The sequence below is a fragment of the Arthrobacter sp. genome (genome assembly GCF_031179985.1).
Taxonomy (GTDB): domain Bacteria; phylum Actinomycetota; class Actinomycetes; order Actinomycetales; family Micrococcaceae; genus Arthrobacter.
In genome coordinates this window covers 44,377-67,477 of record NZ_JAPSHJ010000014.1, presented here as the reverse complement: position 1 = coordinate 67,477, position 23,101 = coordinate 44,377, and the positions used below count along the sequence as shown (strand labels likewise).

Sequence of the window (23,101 nt, the reverse complement as noted above, 5' to 3'; positions counted from 1 at the left end):
TTGGAACAGTTTCACGCCTCAGCCCGCAGCGCCCGGCGCTCCATCTCGAGCTGCATGAGTTCCCGGTTCAGCCGCTGGAACTCCTCCGGGTCAGCTGATGCGTCCAGCCGTTGCAGCTGGCCCATCTTCTGAGCCTTGACCCTGGTGATCTGCAGTTCAAAGAGACGCGCCAGGATGTCTTTGCAGTACTTCTGCACGCCCTCTGCCGTGCTGGCGGGCAGAGGCACGACGGCGAGCTCGGACACCAGCGGACGCAGCGGCTCGGGAACCTCCTGGCGCAACTGCTCCACCCACCGGACGGGGTCACTTGCGAATCCCAGCCCAGTGGCACGGATTGCCTCGTGAACTGCAAGGTAGGCGGGGGTTGAGAACCTGGCATCGGTGAAACGCTGCCAGGTTTCGCCCTCGAGCATCCCGGGTTCCTGGACCGCGACTTCCAGGGCCTGCCGTTCCATGGACGCGACGGGATCCCTGGGATCCGGACGGTTGAAGGAGGGCACGACTCCGGATGGGGTGGACGCAGCCACACCTGGCCCCTGTGACGGCTGCAGTCCTTGTTTCGCGGCCGCATTGACCACACGCAGGACTTCATTGGGATCCGGCATTCCCAGCCAGCCTGTAAGAGCCTGGCAGTAGCCCGTGCGCGTTGAGGCATCCCGGATGGCCGCCACCACCGGAGCCGATGCCCGGAGGCCCTGCACCCGCCCCTCCACGGTGTCCAGGTTAAATTGCTTAAGGGTGCTTCGGATGGCGAATTCGAACAGGGGTCTCCGCGACTGAACCAGTGCGTGGACTGCGGCATCACCCTTCGTTTGGCGGAGGTCACAAGGGTCGGCCCCTGTTGGCTCCACAGCCACGAAGGTCTGGGCAACGAACCGTTGGTCCTCCTCGAAGGCGCGCAGCGCCGCCTTCTGCCCGGCAGCGTCGCCGTCGAACGTGAAAATTACTTCCCCGCCGCTGCCGTCGTCGGACAGCAGTCTGCGGGCAATCTTGATGTGGTCAGTGCCGAAAGCCGTTCCGCAGGTGGCCACGGCGGTCGCGATGCCCGCGAGGTGGCAGGCCATCACATCCGTGTAGCCCTCCACCACCACCAGTTGGCGCTCTTTGGCGATATTGCGCTTGGCGAGGTCGATCCCGTAAAGAACCTGGGACTTCTTATAGAGGGTGGTTTCAGGGGTGTTGAGGTACTTGGGGCCTTGGTCGTCCTCGTACAGCTTGCGGGCACCGAAACCGATGGTGTCGCCGGCGATGTCCCTGATGGGCCAGATGAGGCGTCCCCGGAAGCGGTCGTAGATTCCGCGCCCGCCTTCGGAAAACATGCCCGTCAGTTTCAGCTCCGGATCCGTGAAGCCCCGCCCGCGCAGATGTTTCAGCAGGGCGTCCCAGCCCTGCGGGGCATAGCCGACGCCGAAGTGCTCGGCGGCCGCGCGGTCGAAGCCACGGGTCTGGAGGAATTTACGCCCCTCGGCCGCGCCGGTGGTCAGGAGCTGCCCCCGGAAGAATTCGTCCGCTATCTTGTGCGCGTCCAGGAGCCGTTGCCGTTTGCCCACTTCTTCGCGGTTCGGCCCGGTCCCACCGTCCTCGTACCGGAGTTCGAAGCCGATACGGGCTGCCAGCTTTTCGACGGCTTCCTGGAACGTCGAATGGTCCAGCTTCTGCACGAACGCGATAACGTCCCCGTCTTCACCGCAGCCGAAGCAGTGGTACCTGCCAACTTGCGGCCGCACCGTGAAGGACGGCGAACGCTCGTCGTGGAAAGGGCAGAGGCCTTTGAAGGTGCCCATGCCAGCGCCCTTGAGGGTCACGTAGCCGTCCACGACTTCCTTGATGTCCGTGCGCTGCCGGACCTCGTCAATGTCTTCGCGTTTGATCAGGCCGGCCACAGAGTCATCCTAGTACGAGGGTCCGTCAGCCTTTGGCCGGAGGCGGCGTTCGACGCCGGAACAGCCTTTGCCGGCCGGGTTACCAAAGCGAGGGCAGGCTGCCCACGAGCCGTTCATACATCGCGAGCGCGGAGCCGTCTGTCAGGGAAGCCACCTGGTCGATGACCACGCGCAGCCTGGCGCCGTCGTCGTCCGCGTCCCGCCAATCGGCAGCAAACATGGGCTCGAGGTGCCGGTCGCCGCTGGCGTTGAGTTCCGTGACGAGGGCATGGAGCACTTCCCGCTGGCGCTCGTAGATGGGCTGGCGGTGCTCTGTGGTCATCACAAAGGTGGTGGCCAGTCCTTTCATGACCGCGATTTCCATCACTGTCTCATCCGGCACGATCAGCTCGGCGTTGTACCGGGTCAGATCCTCGGGACCGTAGACGGCACGGGTAGTCTCCAGGGCGCTTTGGCAGAAGCGCCCGATCAGCTGGCTGGTCATATCCTTCAGCGCGGCCATGGCCTTGCGGCTGCCGTCTGCCTCCCGGACCCACACTGAGGTTGCCTCAAGGCGGGCCAGGGCGGCGTCGATGGCTTCTGGATCGTTGTGGGGCAGGTACCACTGCTTCGCGTAACCAACTACGCGGGCCCGATGGTCGGGGTTGTCCATCCAGCGCAGCTGGAAGTGGCCGGCAACGATGGCGTCCTCGACGTCGTGGACGGAGTAGGAGATGTCGTCGGCGAGATCCATGACCTGCGCTTCAAGGCATGAGCGCCGTTCCGGGGCGTCGTCGCGGATCCAGTTGAAGATGGGCAGGTCGTCCTCGTAAGCGCCGAACTTGCTGGTCCGCTGCCCATGGATCACCGGCGCTTCAAGGGCGGACCAGGGGTATTTGGCGGCGGCATCAAGGCTGGCACGCGTGAGGTTCAGGCCAGCGGGCCTTCCCTCCGCATCCAGCACTTTGGGCTCCAGCCGGGTCAGGAGCCGCAGGGTCTGCGCGTTTCCTTCAAATCCGCCGATGGAGTGCGCCATTTCATTAAGCGCAGATTCGCCATTGTGGCCGAAGGGAGGGTGGCCCAGATCGTGGCTGAGGCATGCGGTGTCCACGACGTCGGGGTCGCAGCCAAGGGCCCGGCCAAGCTCGCGGCCCACCTGTGCCACCTCAAGGGAATGCGTGAGCCGGGTCCGGACGAAGTCGTCGGTGTCCGGGGCGACCACCTGCGTCTTCGCTCCGAGCCTGCGCAAGGCCGAGGAGTGCAGGACGCGTGCCCGGTCCCGTTCGAAATCCGAGCGGTAGGTGTTTTTGGGCGGTTCCTCTACCCAGCGGGCAAAGTCGTGGGCTTCATAGCCGGGAAGGACAGGGGCTGTCGTCCTGGTTTCAGCCACCAGAGACGTCCAGTTCCGCTGCGGAGATGTCCCGCGACTGGTCGGCGTCCATACAGCGGTCCTGCAGCCAGTCCTTTGGCAGGGAAGGCTGTTTGGGTGAGCCTGCACGGCCACGGGGACCCTCTGCGTCCACGCCGGGGTAAGGGGAATCGAGGTCCAGCTGGTCCAGTATCCCGCGCAACACCTCCAGCGTGGGCACGGTTGCCAGCTTGGTGCGGAGTTCGCTGCCCACGACGTAGCCCTTGAAGTACCAGGCCATGTGCTTGCGGATTTCCCGGAGCGCCTTGTATTCGTCGTCGAACGTCTCGATCATCAGTTCCGCGTGCCGATAGACGCCTTCGGCCACCTGACGCAGGCCTGGCTTGTGGCGTTCGTCGCTGCCCTCGAAGGCAGCCATGAGGTCCCCGAAGAGCCACGGCCGGCCCTGGCAGCCCCGGCCGATCACCACACCGTCCACTCCGGTCTCGCGGACCATGCGGACCGCATCTTCGGCGGACCAGATATCGCCGTTACCCAGGACCGGAATGTCCGGCAGCGCCTCGCGCAGGCGGGCAATTGCTGACCAGTCGGCCTGCCCCGAATAGAACTGGGCCGCGGTACGGCCGTGAAGAGCGACGGCGGCGACACCTGAATCGCGGGCAATCCGGCCGGCGTCGAGGTACGTCAGGTGGTCCTCGTCTATGCCTTTGCGCATCTTGATGGTCAAGGGAACATCGCCCTTGGAGGCTTCGCGCACAGCTGTCTGGACGATCGAGGTGAACAGGTCGATTTTCCAGGGCAGGGCTGCTCCCCCGCCGCGCCGGGTCACCTTGGGCACAGGGCAGCCGAAGTTCAGGTCGATGTGGTCAGCGCGGTCTTCTTCGACGAGCATCCGCACTGCCTGCCCCACGGTTACGGGGTCCACGCCGTAGAGCTGAACGGAACGGACTTTCTCATCGTCGTCGTGGGAGATGATGCGCAGCGATTCCGGAGTACGCTCCACGAGGGCGCGGGAAGTGACCATCTCCGCTACGTACAGCCCGCCGCCGTATTCACGGCAGAGCCGGCGGAACGCGGTGTTGGTGATTCCGGCCATGGGGGCCAGCACCACGGGGGTGTCCACCGTGATGGGGCCAAGTTTCAGCGGAGGGAGTTCCAGCTTGGGGGCGGGAGGCGTTGCTACAACAGTCACCCGTCCATTGTCTCAAAGCGGGGCAAATCGGGCTGCAGCGTGTGCACCTGGCAGAAGAAAACTTTGGGGAGCGGAATGCTGCCCGGTCAGGGCCGTTCGGCCGCCCGCCTACCCCTCCGGGTTCCCTCTGTTGCACCGGCGTCCCGCGGTGTACCAGGTGGTGATGCTGTTCCAGGCACTGCCGTGCCAGGTGCTGCTGTCTCTCCAGAGTTTCGTGTCGTATCGCCGCGGGCCACCGCTGCAGCCGCTGCCAGCGCGCCGGTGTCCTCGACGTCGTCGGGCTCTATGGCCGGGGAGCCCGCCCGTGAAGCTGGCAGGATGCCTGCGTCCGTAACGCCCGCTGCCCTTATCCCGGTGGCTTTAACAACGAGGACGGCGATAAGAGTCGTGACCGGGATGGCCAGCACCAGGCCGACGGAGCCGACGAGAGTCCTGATGACTTCCTCGGAGAGCTCGGCGCTGGTGAGCGCTTCGCCCAGGGGCCTGTTGTAGAGCATTACGATGATGAGGGTTGGCAGGGCCGCGCCCGCATAGGCGAAGGCGATGGTGTACACGGTGGAGGCGATGTGATCCCGGCCGATCCGCATGGCCGAGGAGAAGAGTTTGCGCGCACTGGTCTCCGGTGCCAGTTCGTAGAGCTCCCAGACAGCCGAGGACTGGGTGATGGTGACGTCGTTGAGCACGCCCAGTCCGGAGATAATGAGCCCGCAAAGGATGATTCCGGAGATGGAGATGTTGGCCGAAACATTGCTCAGGGTGGCGGCATCGTGACTGCCCACTCCGGCGAGGTTGGCGGCATCAGTGGCCCAGGCCGCCAACAGCGCGGTGATCACCAGTCCGAAGATGGTGCCCAACAGTGCCGTCGATGTCCTGGCCGAGAAACCGTGGGCAAAGTACAGCACCCCGATCATAATCACCGTGGAACCAACCAGCGCCAAAAGGAGCGGCGGCTTGCCCTCGACCAGCCCCGGGAGCATAAAAGCGACAAGAACGGCGTAGGCTCCAACGAGTCCCACCAGGGCCCGGAGCCCCCGCCAGCGTGCCACCGCCACTACGACCACCGCGTAGAGGATCGCAAGCAGGATGATGGGCAGGGTGCGGACGAAGTCAACGAAGATGTAGGCCGGTGCACCCTGCGAGGACGAGGCGCCCTGGGCGTTGGAGAGGTTGAGGTAGCGGATATTGTCACCCACCTTGACGCCGTGGGACTTCACGACGTCGGGGTTGATGACCACCTTGACGGGATTCCCGCCTTTATCAGGCTCGGTGTAGGCAAAGGTGCAGTCGGATCCTTGCTGGGACGGCTGAGCGCCGCTCTGCTCCCCTGTGCCCTGCTGTCCGCTGTTCTCTTGTCCGCTGCTGGCGGGGGCCTGAGTGCAGGATTCCACCACCACCCGCTGGATTTTGCCGGTATCAAACGTGACTCCGGGGGCAGCTGTGTAAGGGCTGGCGAGGGTCAACCCCTCCTTGCTGCCGGAGGGCCACATCATCACCATGGCGGCCAGCGTGAGCAGGGTCAGGGGAACGAGGACTGCCGCAAGGAGCCAGTTCGCCCGCCGCCTGGAAGCGATGGCTTCCGGCGTCAGCTCTGAATGCTCTGTGTGGCCGTGCGAGTGTCCTGATCCCATCAGCAGTTCGACCTCATATCTTCAACTCTACGTGAGGTGCAGTGGCCCCCCGGAACCGATCAGTCCGAGACGACGAAAGTCTCGACGCCCTGCCGGCGGGCCTTGCCCGATTCCAACAGGGGTTCGACGACGGCGCGCAGGGCAGTCATTGAGTCATCCAGTTCCAGCAGGACCGGGTACTGGTAGGCAATAAGGGCCAACAAGTCACGAACTGCCGCCTGTGCCTCATCCGGAGCAAGCTGCGGATCATGGCCCAGAAAGACGTCGGACGGCTGCGCAGGCTGCCCGGGTTCTGCGGTGCCCTGCGCATAACTGATGGCGAAGGCCAGCAGCTTGCCTTTCCTGCTCGCAGGTACGCCGGCCCCGAAGGCGCTGGCCTTGGGAGCCCTCAGCACAATGGCACCGTGCGCTCCGCTAAGGTCATCCAGGAAAAGCCGCTGGACGGTAGAAACGGCGAGGTCCCCCGGGCTGTCCCAGTCGTGGACAGCTGTGTAATATCGGCCGACCACGTCGCTGAGCTCCACGGAACCAGTGGCCAGGTCCTCCACCCGTTCCGACGCTGCTTCCTCTGAACCGTCCCCGAACACCGGGAGCTTCAGGGCTGCCGGTTCCACCACTATCAGCTGCGAGCGCTGGATCGGAGTGAGCCCGGCCTGGGCGGCAAAAGCTGCGCCCGGCGTGCCCGGCTCCACCTTGCAGCGCAGTTTGGAAACGCCCGACGGCGCCGCCTTTGCTTCGTGCCGCAGCATGGTCAGCAGGGTGGAGCCTACGCCCTCCCGCCGGTGGTCCCGGGCAACCTCAATGTAGGCCCAGAGCCGTTCAGGGTGGAGGGACGCTTCGTGCACCACGCCTGCCGCCACCGGAATGGCGACGCCGTCAACGACGTCTTCGGCCACAATGCAGCGGCGCCACGGAGCATTTCCTGACGGCGCGAGCGTTCCCCGGAACTGTCCAGCCTGGACAGTTTCGGGGTCTCCCCAGATTTCCAGCAGCGCGAGGTCGTCTCCGTCGCGCCATTCCCTGTACTCAATGGCCATACTCAGGCGCCTACCAGCCGGGCTGCGAGGTAGGCCTCCACCTTGTCGAGCGAAACACGGTCCTGGCTCATGGTGTCGCGTTCACGGATGGTGACTGCCTGGTCCTCGAGGGTATCGAAGTCCACAGTGATGCAGAACGGTGTGCCGATCTCATCCTGGCGGCGGTAACGGCGGCCGATGGCGCCGGCGTCGTCGAACTCGATGTTCCAGTTCCGGCGCAGCTGGGCCGCAAGGTCCTTGGCCTTCGGGGACAGATCCTCGTTGCGGCTCAGCGGAAGAACGGCAGCCTTCACGGGAGCGAGGCGGGGATCGAGCCTGAGCACTGTTCGGACATCGACGCCGCCCTTGGCGTTGGGGGCCTCGTCCTCCGTGTAGGCGTCGATCATGAACGCCATAAAGGAGCGGGTCAGGCCGGCAGCGGGTTCGATCACGTACGGCGTGTAGCGCTCGTTGGTGGCCTGGTTGAAGTAGCTGAGGTCCTGGCCGGAGGCCTTGGCATGGGTGGAGAGATCGAAGTCCGTGCGGTTTGCGATGCCTTCCAGCTCGCCCCACTCTGAACCCTGGAAGCCGAAGCGGTATTCGATGTCCGTGGTGCCCTTGGAGTAGTGGCTGAGCTTTTCCAGCGGGTGTTCGAAGAACCGGAGGTTTTCCTCCCGGATACCCAGCTCGGTGTACCAGGACATGCGTTCCTTCATCCAGTACTGGTGCCACTGCTCGTCAGTGCCTGGCTCCACGAAGAATTCCATTTCCATCTGCTCGAACTCGCGGGTACGGAAGATGAAGTTTCCGGGCGTGATCTCGTTGCGGAAGGACTTGCCGATCTGGCCAATGCCAAACGGCGGCTTCTTGCGCGAAGTAGTGAGCACGTTGCTGAAGTTCACGAAGATACCCTGGGCGGTTTCCGGGCGGAGGTAGTGAAGGCCTTCCTCGTTTGCCACGGGGCCCAGGTAGGTCTTGAGGAGGCCGGAGAATTCCTGCGGCTCCGTCCACTGGCCGCGTGTGCCGCAGTTGGCGCAGGCGATGTCCTTCAGGCCGTTCTCGGCCGGGCGGCCCTTCTTTTCCTCGTACTCTTCTTCGAGGTGGTCAGCCCGGTAGCGCTTGTGGCAGGAGAGGCATTCCACAAGGGGGTCTGAGAATACGTCGACGTGGCCGGACGCTTCCCATACCTGGCGGGGCAGGATCACGGAGGAGTCCAGGCCGACGACGTCCTCACGGCCGCGGACCACTGACTGCCACCACTGGCGCTTGATGTTTTCCTTCAGCTCTGCACCCAAGGGCCCGTAGTCCCACGCTGAACGGGAGCCACCATAGATTTCACCGGCCTGGAAAACGAATCCCCGGCGCTTGGCGAGGGAAATGATCTGGTCGAGGACGGATTTTGCTGCCATGGTGGTAACTCCAATTTCTACAGGCCGCTGGGTGCGGTCCGCGTGGTCTGGCCCCGTATCCCCGGCTGGTTGCCAGGCGGGGCGGTGCATGATTCACAGTCCCCAACCAAGTAGCAGTGGATGCTGTTCTGAGCCCTCAAAACGACATTCAGTGCTGCATGGTTGGGTGCGCGGGAAAGCTGTGCAGAAAAGCTGCGTTTCCTAGACTACCGGCCTCCCGGCGTGATGGCTCGCCCAGTGGCGACCCGGGGACCTACCTTCTGAGTATCCCCCGCGGCCATGGCAGCGTGGCCAGGACAATCGCACCGAGCGTAAGGAGTGTGCCAAGGACTGCAGGGAGGGCTATCACCGTTCCGGGGGTAGGGAAGGCCACGTCCAACCCAAGGGACCCCAGGAGTTGGCCGGCGATCATCCCCAGCCCCGTCACCAGCACTCCGAGGCTGCGGACCAACAGTGCCCCGAGCCCGATAAAGATGCACCCCATCGGACCGCCAAGGTAGTACCACCACTCTGCAGGCAGCGCATTGCCTGCACCCAGGACAGCAAGCTTCACCAGCCATGCCAGCCACAACACCACGGTGCCGGAAATGAAGTTAACCAGCGTGGCAGCCAGGGGCGTGCCGTAGTGGGCGGTGGCAGTGCCGTTCATCGCCTGCTGGAAACTTATGAAGAAGCCTGCCAGTACAGGGAGCAGCAGGGGTAGGAGCAGTTGGCTTGGTTCACTCAATCCCGCGTCTGCACCCGGCCCTGCCGGGCCTGTGGCCGCAGCCGTCGGTGCCCCAAACCGTGGCGATACCGCCCAGCACACGGCTGCAATTGTGAGCAGGGAGCCCAGGATCCTGATACCGGTGACGGACCGCTTTCCTGCCGGCCCGATCCCCAGCCTGTCCACGAGGAGCCCGCTGAGGGTCTGGCCCGTTACCGTGGCCACGGTGAACAGGGCTACACCGAGCAGCCCGATGGTCAATGACTGGGCAAACACAAACAGGGCACCAATACTTCCGGCCATGACATAGATGGGTGGAAAGCGGCGTTCCTTCACAGCCGGAAGGATCTGTGCGAGGCCGGCCCTTCCCTTGGGCAGGATCAGGCAAATGACCAGCATCAGCACCAGTCCTGTGGTGAAACTCACCGTCGCTGCTGCAATGCCGTCATCCAGTTTCGTGCCCAGTGCCCCGTTAATCCGGCCTTGGAGGGGAATGGCCAGTCCGGCGGCAACAGCCAACGGCAGTCCTGCGGCAAGGGGAAGGCGGGGAACGGGAGTCACCGGATCCACCCTACGTCAGGCATTATTGCTTGTATGAGCAACCCGGAGATTGAAGAGATTCCCATCCGTGACCAGATGATCCGCCTCGGCCAGCTGCTGAAGCTTGCCAACCTGGTGGAGGACGGGGTGCAGGCTACGGAGCTGATCAAGAACGGCCTCGTGCAGGTCAATGGGGAAATCGACGACCGGCGGGGCCGCCAGCTCCACGATGGGGACACCGTCACCGTTAACGGACACACGGTCCAGATCATCGCGCCTTCCGACATTTAGCTGCGTTCGCTTGTGCATTCACTTCGGACGTTGGTGACATTGCGCCAGCCACGGGGGCACCATCGAGTCATGACCAAATACCTCATCTCCTTCCCAAGCCAAGCCATGGTGCTCACCGACGAGGAGTTCCCGATTGTCTTCGCCGAATCCCACGCTGTGATCGCGGAGGCGAAGGCCGCGGGCGTCTACATATTCGGCGGCGGGATCAACGAGGAAGTCGATCCCTTGCTGGTCTCCCCCGACGGATCTGTGAGCACCGAGACCTATCCGGGCTTCGAAATCAACGGTGGGTTCACCGTTTTGGAGCTGCCCACCCGCGAGGACGCTGTCGAGTGGGCGAGGAAGATCGCGGTGGCCTGTCGTTGCTCACAGGAGCTCCGCGAGTTCGGGTACGACCCCGACAGCTAGCTGTCGGGCTACTTGTTCAGGACCTCATGGGTGAGGAACTCGGACACGTGGCCGATCTCTTGCTGGTTGATCCCGTGCCACATTCCGGTGTAAAGCACCTTGGTGAGCTTTACGTGCTTGCGCACCCAGCCCATGGTGAATTCGATCTTGTCCGGCGTGATGACCGGATCCTGCTGGTCGCGGCCCCAGAACATCGGCACACCGCCGTCGAGCTCGTGATCAAAGAAGTCCGGATCGTCGCCGGAATCCACCACAAAACCTGAAAGTCCGACGATGGCGGCAAAGTCCGTGGGGCGCTGCCTGAGCATTGTGGTGGCCATGGCCATGCCCATGGAGAACCCGAGCAGGGTCACGGACGGATGGTTGGCCTTGACGCCGTCGAGCCAGTCAAGGACATAGGAGGAGGCAATCTTCACAGCGTCGAGTGAGTATTCGACCGATCCGGTCAGCGGGAACCACGTGAAACCCGGCCCCATGGCTATCGGAGCCCTGACGGATGCAACAACAAATTCCTCCGGCAGCATCTCCGCCAGGCTCGACAGGTCCTGCTCATTGGCACCATAACCGTGCAACAGAACAAGGAGCGGCTTGCCGGCCCGCTCCTCTTGGGGCTTGGACCAGAGAACAACAGGGGCGGGAAAGCTATCGGCTGAAGTCATGGATCCATTCTTACAGTTACCCATAAGTAACAACCTACGGTGGCGTACCTTTGGACCTGGAGGGCAGGATATGAAGGTGAGCCAAATTCAAGCCGCCTCCAGCCAGCCAGAGCCCATCCAGCCGCATCCCTGGAGCCGTTACGTAGCCATGGGCGACTCGTTCACCGAAGGCATCGGCGATCCCGAACCGGGCAATCCCGGCGGGCATCGAGGCTGGGCGGACCGCGTAGCCGAGGAACTGAGCCGCGGACACGAGGACTTCGCCTACGCCAATCTGGCCGTCCGGGGGCGCCTCCTTCAACAGATCGTGGATCAGCAACTTGCCCCCTGCCTGGCTCTGAAGCCGGACCTGGTGACGCTCTCAGCCGGGGGAAATGATCTCATCCGCCCCGGGGGCGATCCGGATGCCCTGGCGGAGAAGCTGGATTCAGTGGTCCAGATCCTCAGCATGGACGGCGCCACGGTGGTGCTTTTCAACGGCCCGGACACAGGATCCTCGGTGTTGGGCAGGATCCGCAGCAAGGTGGCCATCTACAACGAGAATCTCCGCACGGTGGCGGCGAGGCACGATGCCGTCATCGCCGACATGTGGTCATTGCGGCAGCTGCATGACCCGCAGATGTGGGACGCTGACCGGCTGCATTTCTCACCGCTGGGACACCACACCATAGCGGCCATGGTCCTTGATGCACTCAACGTCAAGCACACGCTGGAACCGCTTGCGCCAAAACCATTGCCTCCCCGCAGCTGGCGCGAGGCACGGACCGGCGATCTTGTCTGGGCCAGGGAGTACTTTGTCCCCTGGGTTGTGCGGCGACTACGGAACCGCTCATCCGGTGATGGAATCACCGCCAAACGGCCGACTCCGGGCCCGGTGTTCGGACCCGGCATGCCACTGGGCTCGGGTGAAGGCCCCCTTGCAACCGAAGACTCACGGCACGCGTAGCTTTCCCCGGCCGTTAAGCTGGAAGGAATACATCTGAGAGGCGTGACGTCGTGGACGCATTTTTCCTGCTTATCATCCTGGGGGTCCTGGTTCCCGTGGCAATCCGCCTGTTCCGCAGGTCCGGCAGCCGGAACCAGAATCAGGGCATCAACGGTCAGTACCCTGGCCCGCTGAACAACCAGAACAACCAATACAGGGACGGTTACACCCAGCGGGACTACTACGGAGCTTTCGGCGCCTTCGACCAACCAGGCAACCAGCCCGGCAACCAAGGTCAGTATGGACCGCCTCAGGTTCCACCGTTCCAAGGACCAAACGGCTATCAGGATCCAAATGGCTACCAGGGTCAGGGCGGCTATCAGGGTCCCGGCGGTTACCAGGCTCCCGGCCAGCCCGGTCAGCCTGGTCAGGTGCCTTTCGAGGACAGCCCGGAGTATCGGGAGTGGCTGTCCCGCCAACAGCCCCAGCAGCCTTCCGCCCCTGAAACCCCGCCGCCGCCGTCGGCCCCCCAAGGATACCGGGCACGAAAACTGGCTGAACTGGATCAGCAATACAGCAATGGTGAGATCGCCATGGAGGAGTACATGGCCCGCCGGGCGGAGATCATGAAGGGCTAAGCTACCTTGGCCTCTTGCCGCCGGCAACGTCGCCGCCCGAAACCCGGCCGCTCTTCTTCTGCAGCCTGTCGATGTGCTTTGAGGCCTCTGCCTTGCTGATATTGGCCGGGATCTCTTCGCCGGCCTCCCTCGCCAAGGTGTCCAGATAGCTGCGCTGAGCCGCAGTCATCGGTTCATCACCCGTGACCCAGTCCTCTGGATCGCGGTCCATTCCTGCTCCGGGTTCCGGAACAGCGCTGCCCAGAGTCTCGTCGTCGTTGTCCATAAAAACACTCTAGGACAAGCAACAATCCCGGTGTAGGGGGCCTCGCTGCCCTGCTCTGAAGACGGGTCCGGCAACTCCCTTCTGCGACGCGCCTGCAGCGCGCCTAAGCCCGGAAGAGCCTCCGGATGACAGTGCCTGCAGCAAGGGCGTCCAGTCCCTCGTTGATCTCCTCAAGCGGTCTGGTGTCGGTGTGGAGCAGTTCGACCGGGAGCTTTCCTTCCCGCCAGAAACCGAGGTAGCGGGGGATGTCACGTTCCGGGACCGAATCCCCCATATACGAACCGAGCAGCCGTTTCCCTGCCCCGGCGAACTGCAATGCGGGAACGGCCAGCTGTGCCGACGGATGCGGCAGTCCGACCGACACCAGGGCCCCTCCTCGGGTCAGCAGGCCAAGGGACGCGGCCATCACCGCTGCCGAACCGACGGCCTCAACGGTCACGTCCACGCCGTCCCCGGTCGCCTCCTCAACGAGCCCTTCCGCCTCTTCAGGAGTGCCGGCTGCTGTCGCCCCGCAGTCCCTGGCGAACCGGTGCTTTCCGCGGTTCGGGTCTATGGCGATGATGTGCACGGCGCCGGCCAACCGGGCGGCCATTACTGCTGACAGGCCAACTGCACCCAGCCCGACGACGGCGACCGACTGTCCAGGCGTTACTTCCGCGGTGTTAAGCACAGCCCCCATTCCCGTGAGTACCGCGCATCCGAACATGGCTGCAACGGTGTCAGGGACGTCGTCGGGGATGACGACCGCGGACTCCCTTGCCACCACGGCATATTCGGAGAAAGCCGAAACCCCGAGGTGATGGTTGATCCTTTCTCCGGAGGCGGTCCTCAGTAAGGCGTCTCCGTGCAGAAGGTCCCCGGAGCCGTTGACTTCCGCCGCGCGGTGACAGAGCGCCGGCCGTCCCGCCAGGCAGGCGCGGCACGATCCGCAGCTGGGGACGAACACCAGCACCACGTGATCCCCGACGTCGACGTCTGTTACACCCGGCCCGAGGGCGGCCACGCGGCCTACCGCCTCATGGCCAAGGGCCATAGGTAACGGCCTGACGCGCGACCCGTCCACCACTGAGAGGTCAGAGTGGCAAAGGCTCGAGCACGTAATGGCCACACCGATCTCGCCGCCGCGGGGTTCCGGTTGCTCGAGCTCCTCCATTCTCAGGGTGTTTGCCTGGGTGTGAACGGTGCCGGGCGGAACTGCTGCATACAGGATGGCCGCGCGCATCGGGTGCTACTTTCGTCCGGTTGCGAGCAGATCCGCTGTTCCCCTGGCGTCGGCGGCATCGACGTCGAGAAGGGAGATTCCGCGGGTCTCTTTCAGCACGAGTACGGCCACCGCCGTCACCAGGCAGGCACCCATAAGGTACAGGGCTACCGGGGTGGAGGAACCGAAGGCGTTCAGCAGGGATGTTGCGATAATCGGGGCGAGCGAGCCGGCAACAATGGAGGTTACCTGGTAGCCAAGGGACACTCCGGAGTAGCGCATCCGCGTGGGGAACATCTCAGCCATGATGGCAGGTTGTCCGGCGTACATCAGGGCGTGGAAGAGCAGGCCGATGGTAATCGCCGAAAGGATGATGAGGTCGTTCGCAGTATCCATCATCGGGAAGGCAAAGAACCCCCAGGTGCCGCCCAGGATCGCTCCAGCCAGGTAGACGGGCCGGCGGCCGAAGGCGTCCGACAGCTTCCCGACGAGCGGCACGGCGCAGAAGTGCACGAAGTGGGCAACCAGGAGCAGGAGCAGGATCCGTGACGTGTCTGTCTGGACAACCACTTTCAGGTACGTGATGGAGAACGTCACCACGAGGTAGTACAGGATGTTTTCCGCAAAGCGCAGGCCCATGGCGGTAAACACACTACGGGGATAGCGGCGGAACACCTCGGCCACGCCATAGCCCTTTTTTTCGACGGCTACTTCTTTACGCGCTTCGAGGAAGATCGGGGCGTCGCTGACTTTGGTGCGGATGTAATAGCCGACGACGACGATCACCGCGGACAACCAGAACGCTACGCGCCATCCCCAGCCCAGGAAGTCAGCAGACGACAGCACTGCCGAGAGCGTGAAAAGCACACCGGTGGCGAGCAGGTTGCCCACCGGCACGGCCGCTTGGGGCCAGCTGGACCAGAAGCCACGGGACGCGTTGGGGCTGTGCTCTGCGACGAGAAGCACTGCGCCTCCCCATTCCCCGCCCACAGCGAAACCCTGGACGAAGCGAAGGAACACGAGCAGCGCCGGCGCCCAGTAGCCGATCTCTCCGAAGGTGGGCAGGCAGCCCATCAGGAAGGTGGATACGCCCACCAGGATGATGCTCAGCTGCAGGAGCTGCTTCCGGCCGAACTTGTCGCCGAAGTGGCCAAAGACAATTCCGCCGATGGGGCGTGCCACGAAGCCGACAGCGTAGGTGACGAAGGCTGCGATGATGCCGTCCAGTTCCGTGCCCGAGTTCGGGAAGAACATCTTTCCGAAGACGAGGGTGGCGGCCGAGGCGTAGAGGAAGAACTCGTACCACTCCACCACAGTCCCGGCCATGGAGGCGGTGACAACTTTCTTGAGCCCTGAAGCTTTGATATCAGTTTCTTCTGCGCGCCTTGCGGCGGAGTTTTCCGTACTCATGATGCGAACTCCTTCAACGTCTACATCGACGCCACGTGGAACCATTCGAAGGCGGACGCTGGTGACCTGCACCACGAACCGCCGGATTCATCGAGTATGGCCGCACATCAGTGCAGGCTCAACGGCGAAAAGTGCAGACAGGCTCTGCAAAAATGCAGAAACTCTGCGCTCGAAGCCTAACTACGGAAAGAAGCTCCTGCGCAGCTCTTCGCTGAGCTGCCCGATCTCCGTGAGGAAACCGTCATGGCCAATGGGCGCCTCAATGACGTGGACGGGAACGTCGCCCGGCAGCGCCTGGGCAAGCTCGTGGGACTGGGCAGGAAAGTACAGCCTGTCCGTGTCTACCGCCGCCACAAAGAACTCGGCGGTCGTGGAGGACAACGCGACTTGAAGCGGGCCGCGCCCCCGGCAGACGTCGTGGCTCATGAGCGCCTCGGTGATGGCGATATAGCTGTTGGCATCAAAACGCTTTACCAGCTTGCTGCCTTGGTGGTCCAGATAGCTTTCCACCTGGTACCGGCCGCGGTCCCCCAGTGACACCCCCTGCAGCGGGCTTTCGCCGTGCTGGGCATCCCGGCTGAATCTTGTGTCGAGTTCAGCAGCTGAACGGTAGGTGATGTGGGCGATGCGTCGGGCAAGGGCGAGCCCTGCTTCGGGCCCGGGCCCACCGTAGTAGTCCCCTCCGTTGAAGTTGACGTCCTGTCGGATGGCCAGGGTCTGCGCCTGGGCAAAGGCGATCTGCTCTGCGGTGCTGCGCGCACCGATGGAGATCACTCCACAGCGCTGCACCCGCGCCGGATGGCTGACAGCCCACTCAAGGGCCCTGGCGCCGCCCAGAGAGCCTCCCAGGACGGCGTACCAGCTGCCGATGCCCAGGGCGTCAGCAAGGCGCGCTTCCGCCGCCGTGGTGTCCCGCAACGTCACCAGCGGGAAGCGTGAGCCCCAGGGACGGCCATCGGGTGCCGCCGTCGATGGTCCCGTGGACCCGTAACAGCCACCGAGGATGTTGATGGAGACGACGAAGAACTTGTCGGTGTCAACGGGGGCTGCCGGACCTACCAGTTGCTCCCACCAGCCTTCCTCCTCGCTCTCACCGCGGGTAACGTGCGTGCTTCCGGTCAGGGCATGCTGGATCAGGACAGCGTTGGAGCCATCGCTGTTAAGGGTTCCCCAGGTCTCGTAGGCCAGTGTGACGTCTGGAAGGTGGCCCCCGGCTTCGAGTTCGAGGCCGCCGATGGTCAGGAACCGGACAGTCCCATCCGGAACGCTCTTCGGACTCGCAACGGGTTCCGTAGCGGGCAGTGGCGTTCCGGGCAGTTGGATTCCGGGTACGCCGGTGCGGTTGACGGCAATCGTCATAAGAGGACCTTTTCTACGCGCTTGCCTGCCGTCAGCTGACCGACAGGCCAGGTCTTCACCCGGGGCACCCCACCGCGGAAGGAGGGTTGCCGGCCAGCAAGCCGGGGCTGTCGCTGGCACTCATGACCTTTTCAAAGTCTACGAAGAACGGTGCCGGAATAGCGAAGATTGTGACAGCAATATGACTCAGGAGGACAATGCACGCCGGACGACGCGGATAATAGCGCAGTTAGGTGACCCTAAGCTGAGAGGCCCATCACAAAGTGCCAAGATGAAGCTATGCGCATGGATCACGTCTCTTACGCCTGTGAAAACGATGGCCTCGCGGCCACCACCGAACGAATTTCGTCCGCCTTGGGCGTCGAAGCTGTAAAGGGCGGGGTACATCCCCGGTTTGGAACCCGAAACATGATCATCCCGCTGGCCGGGCACAAATACCTTGAAGTTGTGGAGGTCCTTGACCACCCGGCATCAGATAAGGCTCCCTTCGGGCAGGCTGTCCGGGCCCGCTCCGCAGCCGGCGGCGGCTGGATGGGATGGTGCGTCGAAGTAGACGACCTGGCACCGTTTGAGGAGCGGCTGGGCCGTGCGGCCGTCAACGGAAACCGTAAATTCCCCGACGGACGCGAACTTGTTTGGAAGCAGATCGGCATCCTGGGACTCATCGCCGATCCCCAGGTTCCCTACATGCTCAAGTGGGAAGGTGACCCGTCACTGCACCCGTCCAACGCGTACCCAAGCAGCGTCAAGATGTCCAGCCTCACCATTGCCGGATCAGCCGAGCGGGTCACCGAATGGCTGGGCGAGCCGGTGGAGCGGCCGCTCGAAGACGTCGCCGTAAACTGGCTGGCCCCGCACGGAACGCCGGGGATCCTGTCCGTCACGTTCGAAACCCCCGTCGGAGCAGTCACCATCTGATCCCGCCTCTGTGGGGAGCATCCTCTTTCTTTGGAGACAGCTCCCCCATGTCCCTGGGCAAAGTCTGCCCGCAATACTTCGGCCGCCAACAGCGGGTGCCAATGACGTCACCGGCTGATGGCGGCCGAACTCCGTTAAGCCCCTATCCCAGCCCGATTGCCTTTCCAAAGAAACTGAAGCCCACAAAAGCCACTGTGTCCAGCAAGGCGTGGGCAATCACGAGCGGCATCACCCTTCGCGTCCGGGTGTAAAGCCAGGCGAACACAGCTCCCATCACCGCGTTGCCGATGAAGGGGCCAAAGCCCTGGTACAGGTGGTAGCTTCCCCGGAGCACTGCGCTGGTGAAGATGGCCAGCGGCACGCTCCAGCCGAACTTCCCGAGCCGGTTGAGCAGGTACCCCACCACGATTACTTCCTCCACGATTCCGTGCCGGATGGCAGAGAGAACCAGGACGGGAACGGTCCACCAGTAGGCGTCAAGGGCGCTGGGGATGATGGCGGTGGTGATGCCCAGTTGCCTGCCAACGGCATAGAGCGCCAGCGAGGGGATGCCGATCAAGGCAGCGAGTCCCACTCCCTGCAGCAGGTCCTTCCCCGGCCGGGCCAGGTCGAAGCCGAGCTTGCCGAACGCTGACTGTCCCCGAAGGCCTGCGGGCCGTTGTTCGGTGAGGAAGTAGAAGACCAGGAGCACCGGCACCAGGGCAAAGGCAATGTCCAGCAACTGGTAGGTCAGGTCGAAGTATTCCCGCGTACTTTGGGAACGGTTGAGGGTGGACGTGCCCTGGGCCAGCGGTGCCTGGCTCATCTTGTCCAGCAGCTGCACCACTGAGTAAACGGCGGACTGGCCCAAGGAGAGGCCCAGGACAATCAACACTTCAATCCGCAGACGACGGCGGGATGGCACCAGCATGTTCCTATCTTGCATGCATTTGCTGGTTCTTTCCTGTACCCGCCCGGTACAAGACGGACCTGCCCCTATGCTTGAGGCTTATGAGTGCGCCCGGGAAAATCATCATGATCCGGCATGGCCAGTCGGCCGCCAACGCCGATACCTCGATTTACAACCGCGTGCCCGATTACCGCATTCCCCTCACGCTTGCGGGATTGGAGCAGGCCAGGAAGGCCGGGGACGACGTCCGCCGTCAGCTGGACGGTCAGCAGGTGTGCGTCTATGTCTCCCCTTACCTCCGGGCCTATCAGACCCTCGAGGCGCTGAACCTGGGGAACCTCGTTGAACGCGTCATTGAGGAGCCCCGGCTAAGGGAGCAGGACTGGGCCAACTTCCAGATTTCCGGGGAGATCGAGGACCAGAAGGAGCTCCGCAACGCCTACGGGCACTTTTTCTACAGGTTCCGGGAGGGTGAATCAGGCTCCGACGTCTACGACCGGATCTCCTCCTTCATGGAAACCCTGTACCGGCACTGGTCCAAGCCGTCCTACGCGCCGAACGCCTTGCTGGTAACCCACGGACTGACGATGCGCCTGTTCTGCATGCGCTGGTTCCATTGGTCGGTGGAGTACTTTGAGTCCCTCAACAATCCCGAGAACGCAGAAGTCAGGACCCTGATCCGCACCGAGCTCGGGAAATACGAGTTGGACAAGCCCTTCAGCCAGTGGGTGGAGCGCAGGGTGGACGAGACGGTGCTCGACGCTCCCCCGATGCTCTTCTAGCCCGCCTGCAAGCCTGGCCCCTGGTCTGGCTTTACTTAGCCCGTGCGCCGGCACGCCAGACGGCATGCGTCAGCGGGATTCCCGGGCGGTAGGCCAGGTGAGTCGCCGAGGGCGCATTGAGCATGTGAAGGTCTGCCCGGTGACCGACGGCGATGGAACCCACCGCCCGTTCGCCGTCGACATCGTTCCCCGACTCCCGTCCCAGCGCCAGGGCGCCGCCGTAGCTCGCCGCCCGGACAGCTTCGTGGACGCTGAGGCGCATCTGCAGGACTGCAGTGGTCACGCAGTAGGCCATGGAACTTGTGTAGGACGTTCCCGGGTTGCAGTTGGAGGCCAGGGCAATCGGGACTCCGGCGTCCAGGAGCTCCCGGCCGGGCGCAAGGGGCTGCCTCGTGGACAGGTCGCAGGCGGGAAGGCAAGTGGCCACCGTTCCCCGGTGTCCGTTTCCAGTGTCCCCGGACCAGCTGCCGGCGAGCGCGTCCACGTCTGCCTGTGACAGGTAGTTGACGTGGTCAACACTCGCTGCGCCAAACTCCACCGCCAGCTGGACCCCAGGGCCTTCGCCAAGCTGGTTGCCGTGGACGCGCAGGCCCAGTCCTGCATCCTTGCAGGCCTTCAGCACCCGCCTTGACTGCTCTTCGCTGAAGGCGCCGCGTTCACAGAAGACGTCTGCCCAGCGGACGTAGGGCCGGACTGCCGTCAGCATGGGGCCGCAAACGAGGTCCGTGTACTCTTCGGCATCCATCCCGTCCGGCACCAGGTGAGCTCCGAGATAGGTCACCTCGTCGACGGCGGTGGCGGCGATGCGGGCACTGCGCGCCTCGTTGTCCACATCCAGTCCGTAGCCCGTTTTGGTTTCCAGGTACGTGGTCCCCTGCGAGACCGCCTCTGTCACCCGGCCAAGAGCAAGCCTCGTCAGGTCGTAGTCACTGGTGTTCCGGGTAGCGCCGGTGGTCACCGCTATGCCCCCCGCGCTGTAGCTTTCGCCAGCCATGCGGGCCTCAAATTCTGCAGTCCTGTCCCCGGCAAAAATCAGGTGGGTGTGGGAGTCCACCCAGCCCGGCAGCACGGCACGGCCGCCGGCGTCCACCACATCGTCAGCCGCCGGGGCCTCTGCGGCTGCGCCGATCCACGAAATACGTTCCCCTTCGATTACCACAGCGGCATTCTTGAGGACGCGGTGCTCCATGTCCTGGGTCATCAGTTCGGCGATATTCGTAAGGAGGGTGCTCATGGATCAATTCTTCAGCGCCGGATGGACCAGCGGGTGGCGGCCAGGGCTTCAGCTGTACGGGATGCCGGACGCTTCCCTTCCTCGGAAGTCTGTTGTCCGGCAGTCTGATGTCCGGCAAGGATCTCCTCTGCCGCCAGTTCAGCTATCGCCGAGGAGGTCTGGAAGCCGTAACCGCCCTGTCCGGCGAGCCAGAAGAATCCGGGGGCCTCGGCGTCGAACCCCACGATGGGAAGGCCGTCGGCCGCTTGCGTCCGCAAGCCTGTCCAGGCGGTCCTGACTCCGTTGATCCCCAAAGTGGTCACTGAGTTCAGCCGCGCGATCAGCGCCTCCACGTCTCCGGGGTGCGGCTTCGCGTCTTCGGGACCGCTGGGCACCGCTTCCGAAGGGGAAACCAGGACGTCGGCCCCCTCGCGGCGGAAGTAGAAGGATTCGTCGGCTGCCGCCACCATGGGGCAGTTCTCCGGAAGTGAATGTTCGACGGCGACAATCGCCGCGGTCCGCCGGTACGGTTGCAGGCCAAGCTTTTCCACCCCGCTGATGACAGCGAGCTCATCGGCCCAGGCGCCTGCGGCGTTGACCAGCACACCGGCCTGCAGCGCCTCCTGACCGGCGCCGATCTGCCAGCCGGAGCCCAGATGCTGGGCCGAGTGAACCCCTGCTCCCGTGATGATGTCGACGCCCGCACTCTCCGCCACCTGCCGGTGATGCTCCAAAAGCACCGGAGCATTGCAGCCGAAGGACTCTGTATCCAGGCCTGCCGCAGTGAACGAATCCGGTTCAAGGACAGGGCAAAGCGCCAACGCCTCCGTATGGCTGATCCGGCGCATGGACCCGCTGGCCTCCGCCCGGACGGTATCCTCATCCCCGATCAGCATGAAGCTGCGTGGTGTAAGGACTTTGACGGGCCTGGCCTCATCCTCTGCCGCGATCAGCTCAAGGGTACGGGCAGTCAGCTCCTGCACGACAGGCGGGCCGTAGCTCGGAATCAGCTGCCGGGCCGAGCGCGATGAGGTGTGATAGGCAAGGGTCTGCTCGGCTTCCACCAGGGCCACCGCACATTTTCCGGCAAGGGCCGAGGCCAGTGACAGCCCGGCGATGCCGCCGCCCACAATCACCACATCATAATTTTCTGACATTGCTCCATCCTTGCAGACAGTGGCGGTTGGCGCAGTGCAATATCAGCTCAGGCTGCGAGGGCCTCACGGCTTTCCACGAATGCCCTCACGCAAGCTTCGACGTCGTCAGTGCTGTGCGCTGCCGAAAGCTGTACCCGGATCCGCGCTGCGCCCTTGGGTACCACCGGGTAGCTGAACGCCGTCACGAAGACTCCGTGCTGCAGCATCCGGTCTGCCACCTTGGCAGCTGCCACTGCGTCACCGAACATCACCGGAACGATCGCGTGTTCGCCCTCAAGAAGTTCAAAACCTTCTTCGGTCATTCTGTTGCGGAACAATTCGGCATTGGCGAAGAGCTTGCTCCGCAGCTCCGCGGAATTTTCCACCAGGTCGAGGGCCTTGAGGGTCGCTGCGACGATGGAAGGCGCCAGCGAATTGGAAAAGAGGTAGGGGCGCGCCTTTTGGCGAAGCATCGCCACAATTTCGCTGCGTCCTGAGACGTAGCCGCCGGATGCGCCTCCCAGGGCTTTGCCGAACGTTCCCGTGTAGATGTCCACGCGGGAGGAAACTCCGGCATGCTCAGGGGTGCCGGCCCCTGTGCCTCCCATAAAGCCCACAGCATGGGAGTCGTCCACCATGACCAGGGCGTCATGCTGCTCGGCAAGATCGCAGATGGCCTCCAGCGGGGCAAGGTAACCGTCCATCGAGAACACACCGTCCGTGACGATGATGGTCCTTCGTGCCGGCTTCTCCCCCTGCGTTGCCTCAATCAGTTTCGCCTCGAGGTCTGCCATGTCCCGGTTGGCATAGCGGAACCGCTGGGCCTTGCACAGGCGGATACCGTCGATGATGGACGCGTGGTTCAGGGCATCGGAAATGATGGCGTCCTCGGCGCTGAACAGTGACTCGAAAACGCCGCCGTTGGCATCGAAGCAACTGGAGAACAGGATGGTGGCCTCGGTGCCCAGGAACCTCGAAACCCGCTCCTCCAGGGCCAGGTGAACATCCTGCGTGCCGCAGATGAAACGGACGCTGGCCATGCCGAAGCCCCGCTCGTCCAGGGCGGACTTCGCCGCTGCGATGATCTCCGGATGGTCGGCGAGGCCGAGATAGTTGTTGGCGCAGAAGTTAAGGACGTCTGCTCCTGCTTCACCGATTTGCCCTGCCAGGATGTGGTTGCCCTGCGGGGAATCGATGTGCCGTTCAGTCTTGAAAAGCCCTGCGGTGCGGATTTCGTCGAGCTCGCCCTGCAGCTGATCCTTGATGCCTGAATACATGGTGCTCC

Annotated in this window: 22 protein-coding genes and 1 riboswitch; of the genes, 6 read left to right on the top strand and 16 right to left on the bottom strand. The window is 63.6% G+C overall.

The genetic code is table 11. The annotated features are described in order from the left end of the window. Positions 1-11: 11 nt before the first annotated feature. From dnaG to RIN13_RS08950, 7 genes are all read right to left on the bottom strand, one after another. Entirely contained in the window at positions 12-1,883 is a 1,872-nt protein-coding gene (dnaG, locus tag RIN13_RS08980; RefSeq protein WP_309106992.1) for a DNA primase, read from the bottom strand. Between the two features lie 79 nt (positions 1,884-1,962). Then, the gene (locus tag RIN13_RS08975) at positions 1,963-3,252 is read right to left on the bottom strand and encodes a deoxyguanosinetriphosphate triphosphohydrolase (protein WP_309106991.1); all 1,290 of its coding nucleotides are present in this window, start codon (positions 3,250-3,252) and stop codon (positions 1,963-1,965) included. Beyond that, positions 3,245-4,423, bottom strand: a complete 1,179-nt coding sequence (gene dusB, locus RIN13_RS08970) for a tRNA dihydrouridine synthase DusB (RefSeq protein ID WP_309106990.1) — start codon at positions 4,421-4,423, stop codon at positions 3,245-3,247. The genes RIN13_RS08975 and dusB overlap by 8 nt, the downstream gene beginning before the upstream one ends. A gap of 86 nt (positions 4,424-4,509) precedes the next feature. Continuing rightward, complete coding sequence (locus RIN13_RS08965; RefSeq protein WP_309106989.1) at positions 4,510-6,051, bottom strand: YibE/F family protein; 1,542 nt, start codon at positions 6,049-6,051, stop codon at positions 4,510-4,512. Between the two features lie 59 nt (positions 6,052-6,110). Next, positions 6,111-7,088: a GNAT family N-acetyltransferase gene (locus tag RIN13_RS08960; protein WP_309106988.1), complete on the bottom strand. Its 978-nt coding sequence runs from the start codon at positions 7,086-7,088 to the stop codon at positions 6,111-6,113. Between the two features lie 2 nt (positions 7,089-7,090). Next, positions 7,091-8,476 (bottom strand): glycine--tRNA ligase, encoded by a 1,386-nt coding sequence (locus tag RIN13_RS08955; protein ID WP_309106987.1) that lies wholly within the window; start codon positions 8,474-8,476, stop codon positions 7,091-7,093. A 253-nt stretch (positions 8,477-8,729) separates the two neighbouring features. Then, on the bottom strand, positions 8,730-9,743 hold the full coding sequence (locus RIN13_RS08950) for a DMT family transporter (RefSeq protein ID WP_309106986.1): 1,014 nt from the start codon (positions 9,741-9,743) through the stop codon (positions 8,730-8,732). 33 nt (positions 9,744-9,776) lie between these two features. Between RIN13_RS08950 and RIN13_RS08945 the strand changes: the two genes are divergently transcribed. Both RIN13_RS08945 and RIN13_RS08940 read left to right on the top strand, forming a co-directional pair. Continuing rightward, positions 9,777-10,013 (top strand): RNA-binding S4 domain-containing protein, encoded by a 237-nt coding sequence (locus tag RIN13_RS08945; protein ID WP_247044191.1) that lies wholly within the window; start codon positions 9,777-9,779, stop codon positions 10,011-10,013. 69 nt (positions 10,014-10,082) lie between these two features. Then, on the top strand, positions 10,083-10,421 hold the full coding sequence (locus RIN13_RS08940; protein WP_309106985.1) for a transcription initiation protein: 339 nt from the start codon (positions 10,083-10,085) through the stop codon (positions 10,419-10,421). An 8-nt stretch (positions 10,422-10,429) separates the two neighbouring features. On the opposite strand, the gene RIN13_RS08935 is transcribed toward RIN13_RS08940, so the two are convergent. After that, complete coding sequence (locus tag RIN13_RS08935; RefSeq protein ID WP_309106984.1) at positions 10,430-11,080, bottom strand: alpha/beta fold hydrolase; 651 nt, start codon at positions 11,078-11,080, stop codon at positions 10,430-10,432. A gap of 70 nt (positions 11,081-11,150) precedes the next feature. Here RIN13_RS08935 and RIN13_RS08930 point away from each other — a divergent pair, with 70 nt between their 5' ends. Further along, a complete protein-coding gene (locus RIN13_RS08930; RefSeq protein WP_375164752.1) occupies positions 11,151-12,026 on the top strand; it encodes an SGNH/GDSL hydrolase family protein in 876 nt (291 codons plus the stop codon). 50 nt (positions 12,027-12,076) lie between these two features. Next, positions 12,077-12,643 (top strand): hypothetical protein, encoded by a 567-nt coding sequence (locus RIN13_RS08925; protein ID WP_309106983.1) that lies wholly within the window; start codon positions 12,077-12,079, stop codon positions 12,641-12,643. Position 12,644: 1 nt separating this feature from the next. Here RIN13_RS08925 and RIN13_RS08920 read toward each other — a convergent pair whose 3' ends face one another. The 4 genes from RIN13_RS08920 to RIN13_RS08905 form a co-directional block, all read right to left on the bottom strand. Continuing rightward, positions 12,645-12,908 carry a DUF3072 domain-containing protein gene (locus tag RIN13_RS08920; protein ID WP_309106982.1) on the bottom strand — a complete coding sequence of 88 codons (264 nt, stop codon included), beginning with the start codon at positions 12,906-12,908 and terminating at the stop codon, positions 12,645-12,647. A gap of 103 nt (positions 12,909-13,011) precedes the next feature. Further along, positions 13,012-14,130: a zinc-binding dehydrogenase gene (locus RIN13_RS08915; protein WP_309106981.1), complete on the bottom strand. Its 1,119-nt coding sequence runs from the start codon at positions 14,128-14,130 to the stop codon at positions 13,012-13,014. A 6-nt stretch (positions 14,131-14,136) separates the two neighbouring features. Continuing rightward, on the bottom strand, positions 14,137-15,519 hold the full coding sequence (locus RIN13_RS08910; RefSeq protein WP_309106980.1) for an MFS transporter: 1,383 nt from the start codon (positions 15,517-15,519) through the stop codon (positions 14,137-14,139). 180 nt (positions 15,520-15,699) lie between these two features. Next, a complete protein-coding gene (locus tag RIN13_RS08905; protein ID WP_309106979.1) occupies positions 15,700-16,878 on the bottom strand; it encodes a homoserine O-acetyltransferase in 1,179 nt (392 codons plus the stop codon). Between the two features lie 12 nt (positions 16,879-16,890). After that, positions 16,891-17,006: riboswitch (SAM riboswitch) on the bottom strand. A 151-nt stretch (positions 17,007-17,157) separates the two neighbouring features. Here RIN13_RS08905 and RIN13_RS08900 point away from each other — a divergent pair. Continuing rightward, a complete protein-coding gene (locus RIN13_RS08900) occupies positions 17,158-17,796 on the top strand; it encodes a VOC family protein (RefSeq protein WP_309106978.1) in 639 nt (212 codons plus the stop codon). A 142-nt stretch (positions 17,797-17,938) separates the two neighbouring features. Here the strand turns inward: RIN13_RS08900 and RIN13_RS08895 are convergent, their stop codons facing one another. Further along, positions 17,939-18,706, bottom strand: a complete 768-nt coding sequence (locus RIN13_RS08895; RefSeq protein WP_309106977.1) for a CPBP family intramembrane glutamic endopeptidase — start codon at positions 18,704-18,706, stop codon at positions 17,939-17,941. Between the two features lie 80 nt (positions 18,707-18,786). Here RIN13_RS08895 and RIN13_RS08890 point away from each other — a divergent pair, with 80 nt between their 5' ends. Then, entirely contained in the window at positions 18,787-19,467 is a 681-nt protein-coding gene (locus tag RIN13_RS08890) for a histidine phosphatase family protein (RefSeq protein ID WP_309106976.1), read from the top strand. Between the two features lie 31 nt (positions 19,468-19,498). Here the strand turns inward: RIN13_RS08890 and hutI are convergent, their stop codons facing one another. The 3 genes from hutI to RIN13_RS08875 are packed head-to-tail and all read right to left on the bottom strand — an operon-like array spanning position 19,499 to position 23,093. Further along, positions 19,499-20,701 carry an imidazolonepropionase gene (gene hutI / locus RIN13_RS08885; RefSeq protein ID WP_309106975.1) on the bottom strand — a complete coding sequence of 401 codons (1,203 nt, stop codon included), beginning with the start codon at positions 20,699-20,701 and terminating at the stop codon, positions 19,499-19,501. 11 nt (positions 20,702-20,712) lie between these two features. After that, positions 20,713-21,837 (bottom strand): FAD-dependent oxidoreductase, encoded by a 1,125-nt coding sequence (locus tag RIN13_RS08880; protein WP_309106974.1) that lies wholly within the window; start codon positions 21,835-21,837, stop codon positions 20,713-20,715. A 47-nt stretch (positions 21,838-21,884) separates the two neighbouring features. Beyond that, the gene (locus RIN13_RS08875) at positions 21,885-23,093 is read right to left on the bottom strand and encodes a glycine C-acetyltransferase (RefSeq protein WP_309106973.1); all 1,209 of its coding nucleotides are present in this window, start codon (positions 23,091-23,093) and stop codon (positions 21,885-21,887) included. Between the last annotated feature and the right edge of the window lie 8 nt (positions 23,094-23,101).

Bases quoted from the DNA above. Each gene is read 5' to 3' on its own strand.
- RIN13_RS08965 (WP_309106989.1), bottom strand. From the start codon at position 6,051: ATGGGATCAGGACACTCGCACGGCCACACAGAGCATTCAGAGCTGACG.
- RIN13_RS08960 (WP_309106988.1), bottom strand. From the start codon at position 7,088: ATGGCCATTGAGTACAGGGAATGGCGCGACGGAGACGACCTCGCGCTG.
- RIN13_RS08955 (WP_309106987.1), bottom strand. From the start codon at position 8,476: ATGGCAGCAAAATCCGTCCTCGACCAGATCATTTCCCTCGCCAAGCGC.
- RIN13_RS08945 (WP_247044191.1), top strand. From the start codon at position 9,777: ATGAGCAACCCGGAGATTGAAGAGATTCCCATCCGTGACCAGATGATC.
- RIN13_RS08940 (WP_309106985.1), top strand. From the start codon at position 10,083: ATGACCAAATACCTCATCTCCTTCCCAAGCCAAGCCATGGTGCTCACC.
- RIN13_RS08935 (WP_309106984.1), bottom strand. From the start codon at position 11,080: ATGACTTCAGCCGATAGCTTTCCCGCCCCTGTTGTTCTCTGGTCCAAG.
- RIN13_RS08930 (WP_375164752.1), top strand. From the start codon at position 11,151: ATGAAGGTGAGCCAAATTCAAGCCGCCTCCAGCCAGCCAGAGCCCATC.
- RIN13_RS08920 (WP_309106982.1), bottom strand. From the start codon at position 12,908: ATGGACAACGACGACGAGACTCTGGGCAGCGCTGTTCCGGAACCCGGA.
- RIN13_RS08915 (WP_309106981.1), bottom strand. From the start codon at position 14,130: ATGCGCGCGGCCATCCTGTATGCAGCAGTTCCGCCCGGCACCGTTCAC.
- RIN13_RS08910 (WP_309106980.1), bottom strand. From the start codon at position 15,519: ATGAGTACGGAAAACTCCGCCGCAAGGCGCGCAGAAGAAACTGATATC.
- RIN13_RS08905 (WP_309106979.1), bottom strand. From the start codon at position 16,878: ATGACGATTGCCGTCAACCGCACCGGCGTACCCGGAATCCAACTGCCC.
- RIN13_RS08900 (WP_309106978.1), top strand. From the start codon at position 17,158: ATGCGCATGGATCACGTCTCTTACGCCTGTGAAAACGATGGCCTCGCG.
- RIN13_RS08895 (WP_309106977.1), bottom strand. From the start codon at position 18,706: ATGCTGGTGCCATCCCGCCGTCGTCTGCGGATTGAAGTGTTGATTGTC.
- RIN13_RS08890 (WP_309106976.1), top strand. From the start codon at position 18,787: ATGAGTGCGCCCGGGAAAATCATCATGATCCGGCATGGCCAGTCGGCC.
- hutI (WP_309106975.1), bottom strand. From the start codon at position 20,701: ATGAGCACCCTCCTTACGAATATCGCCGAACTGATGACCCAGGACATG.
- RIN13_RS08880 (WP_309106974.1), bottom strand. From the start codon at position 21,837: ATGTCAGAAAATTATGATGTGGTGATTGTGGGCGGCGGCATCGCCGGG.
- RIN13_RS08875 (WP_309106973.1), bottom strand. From the start codon at position 23,093: ATGTATTCAGGCATCAAGGATCAGCTGCAGGGCGAGCTCGACGAAATC.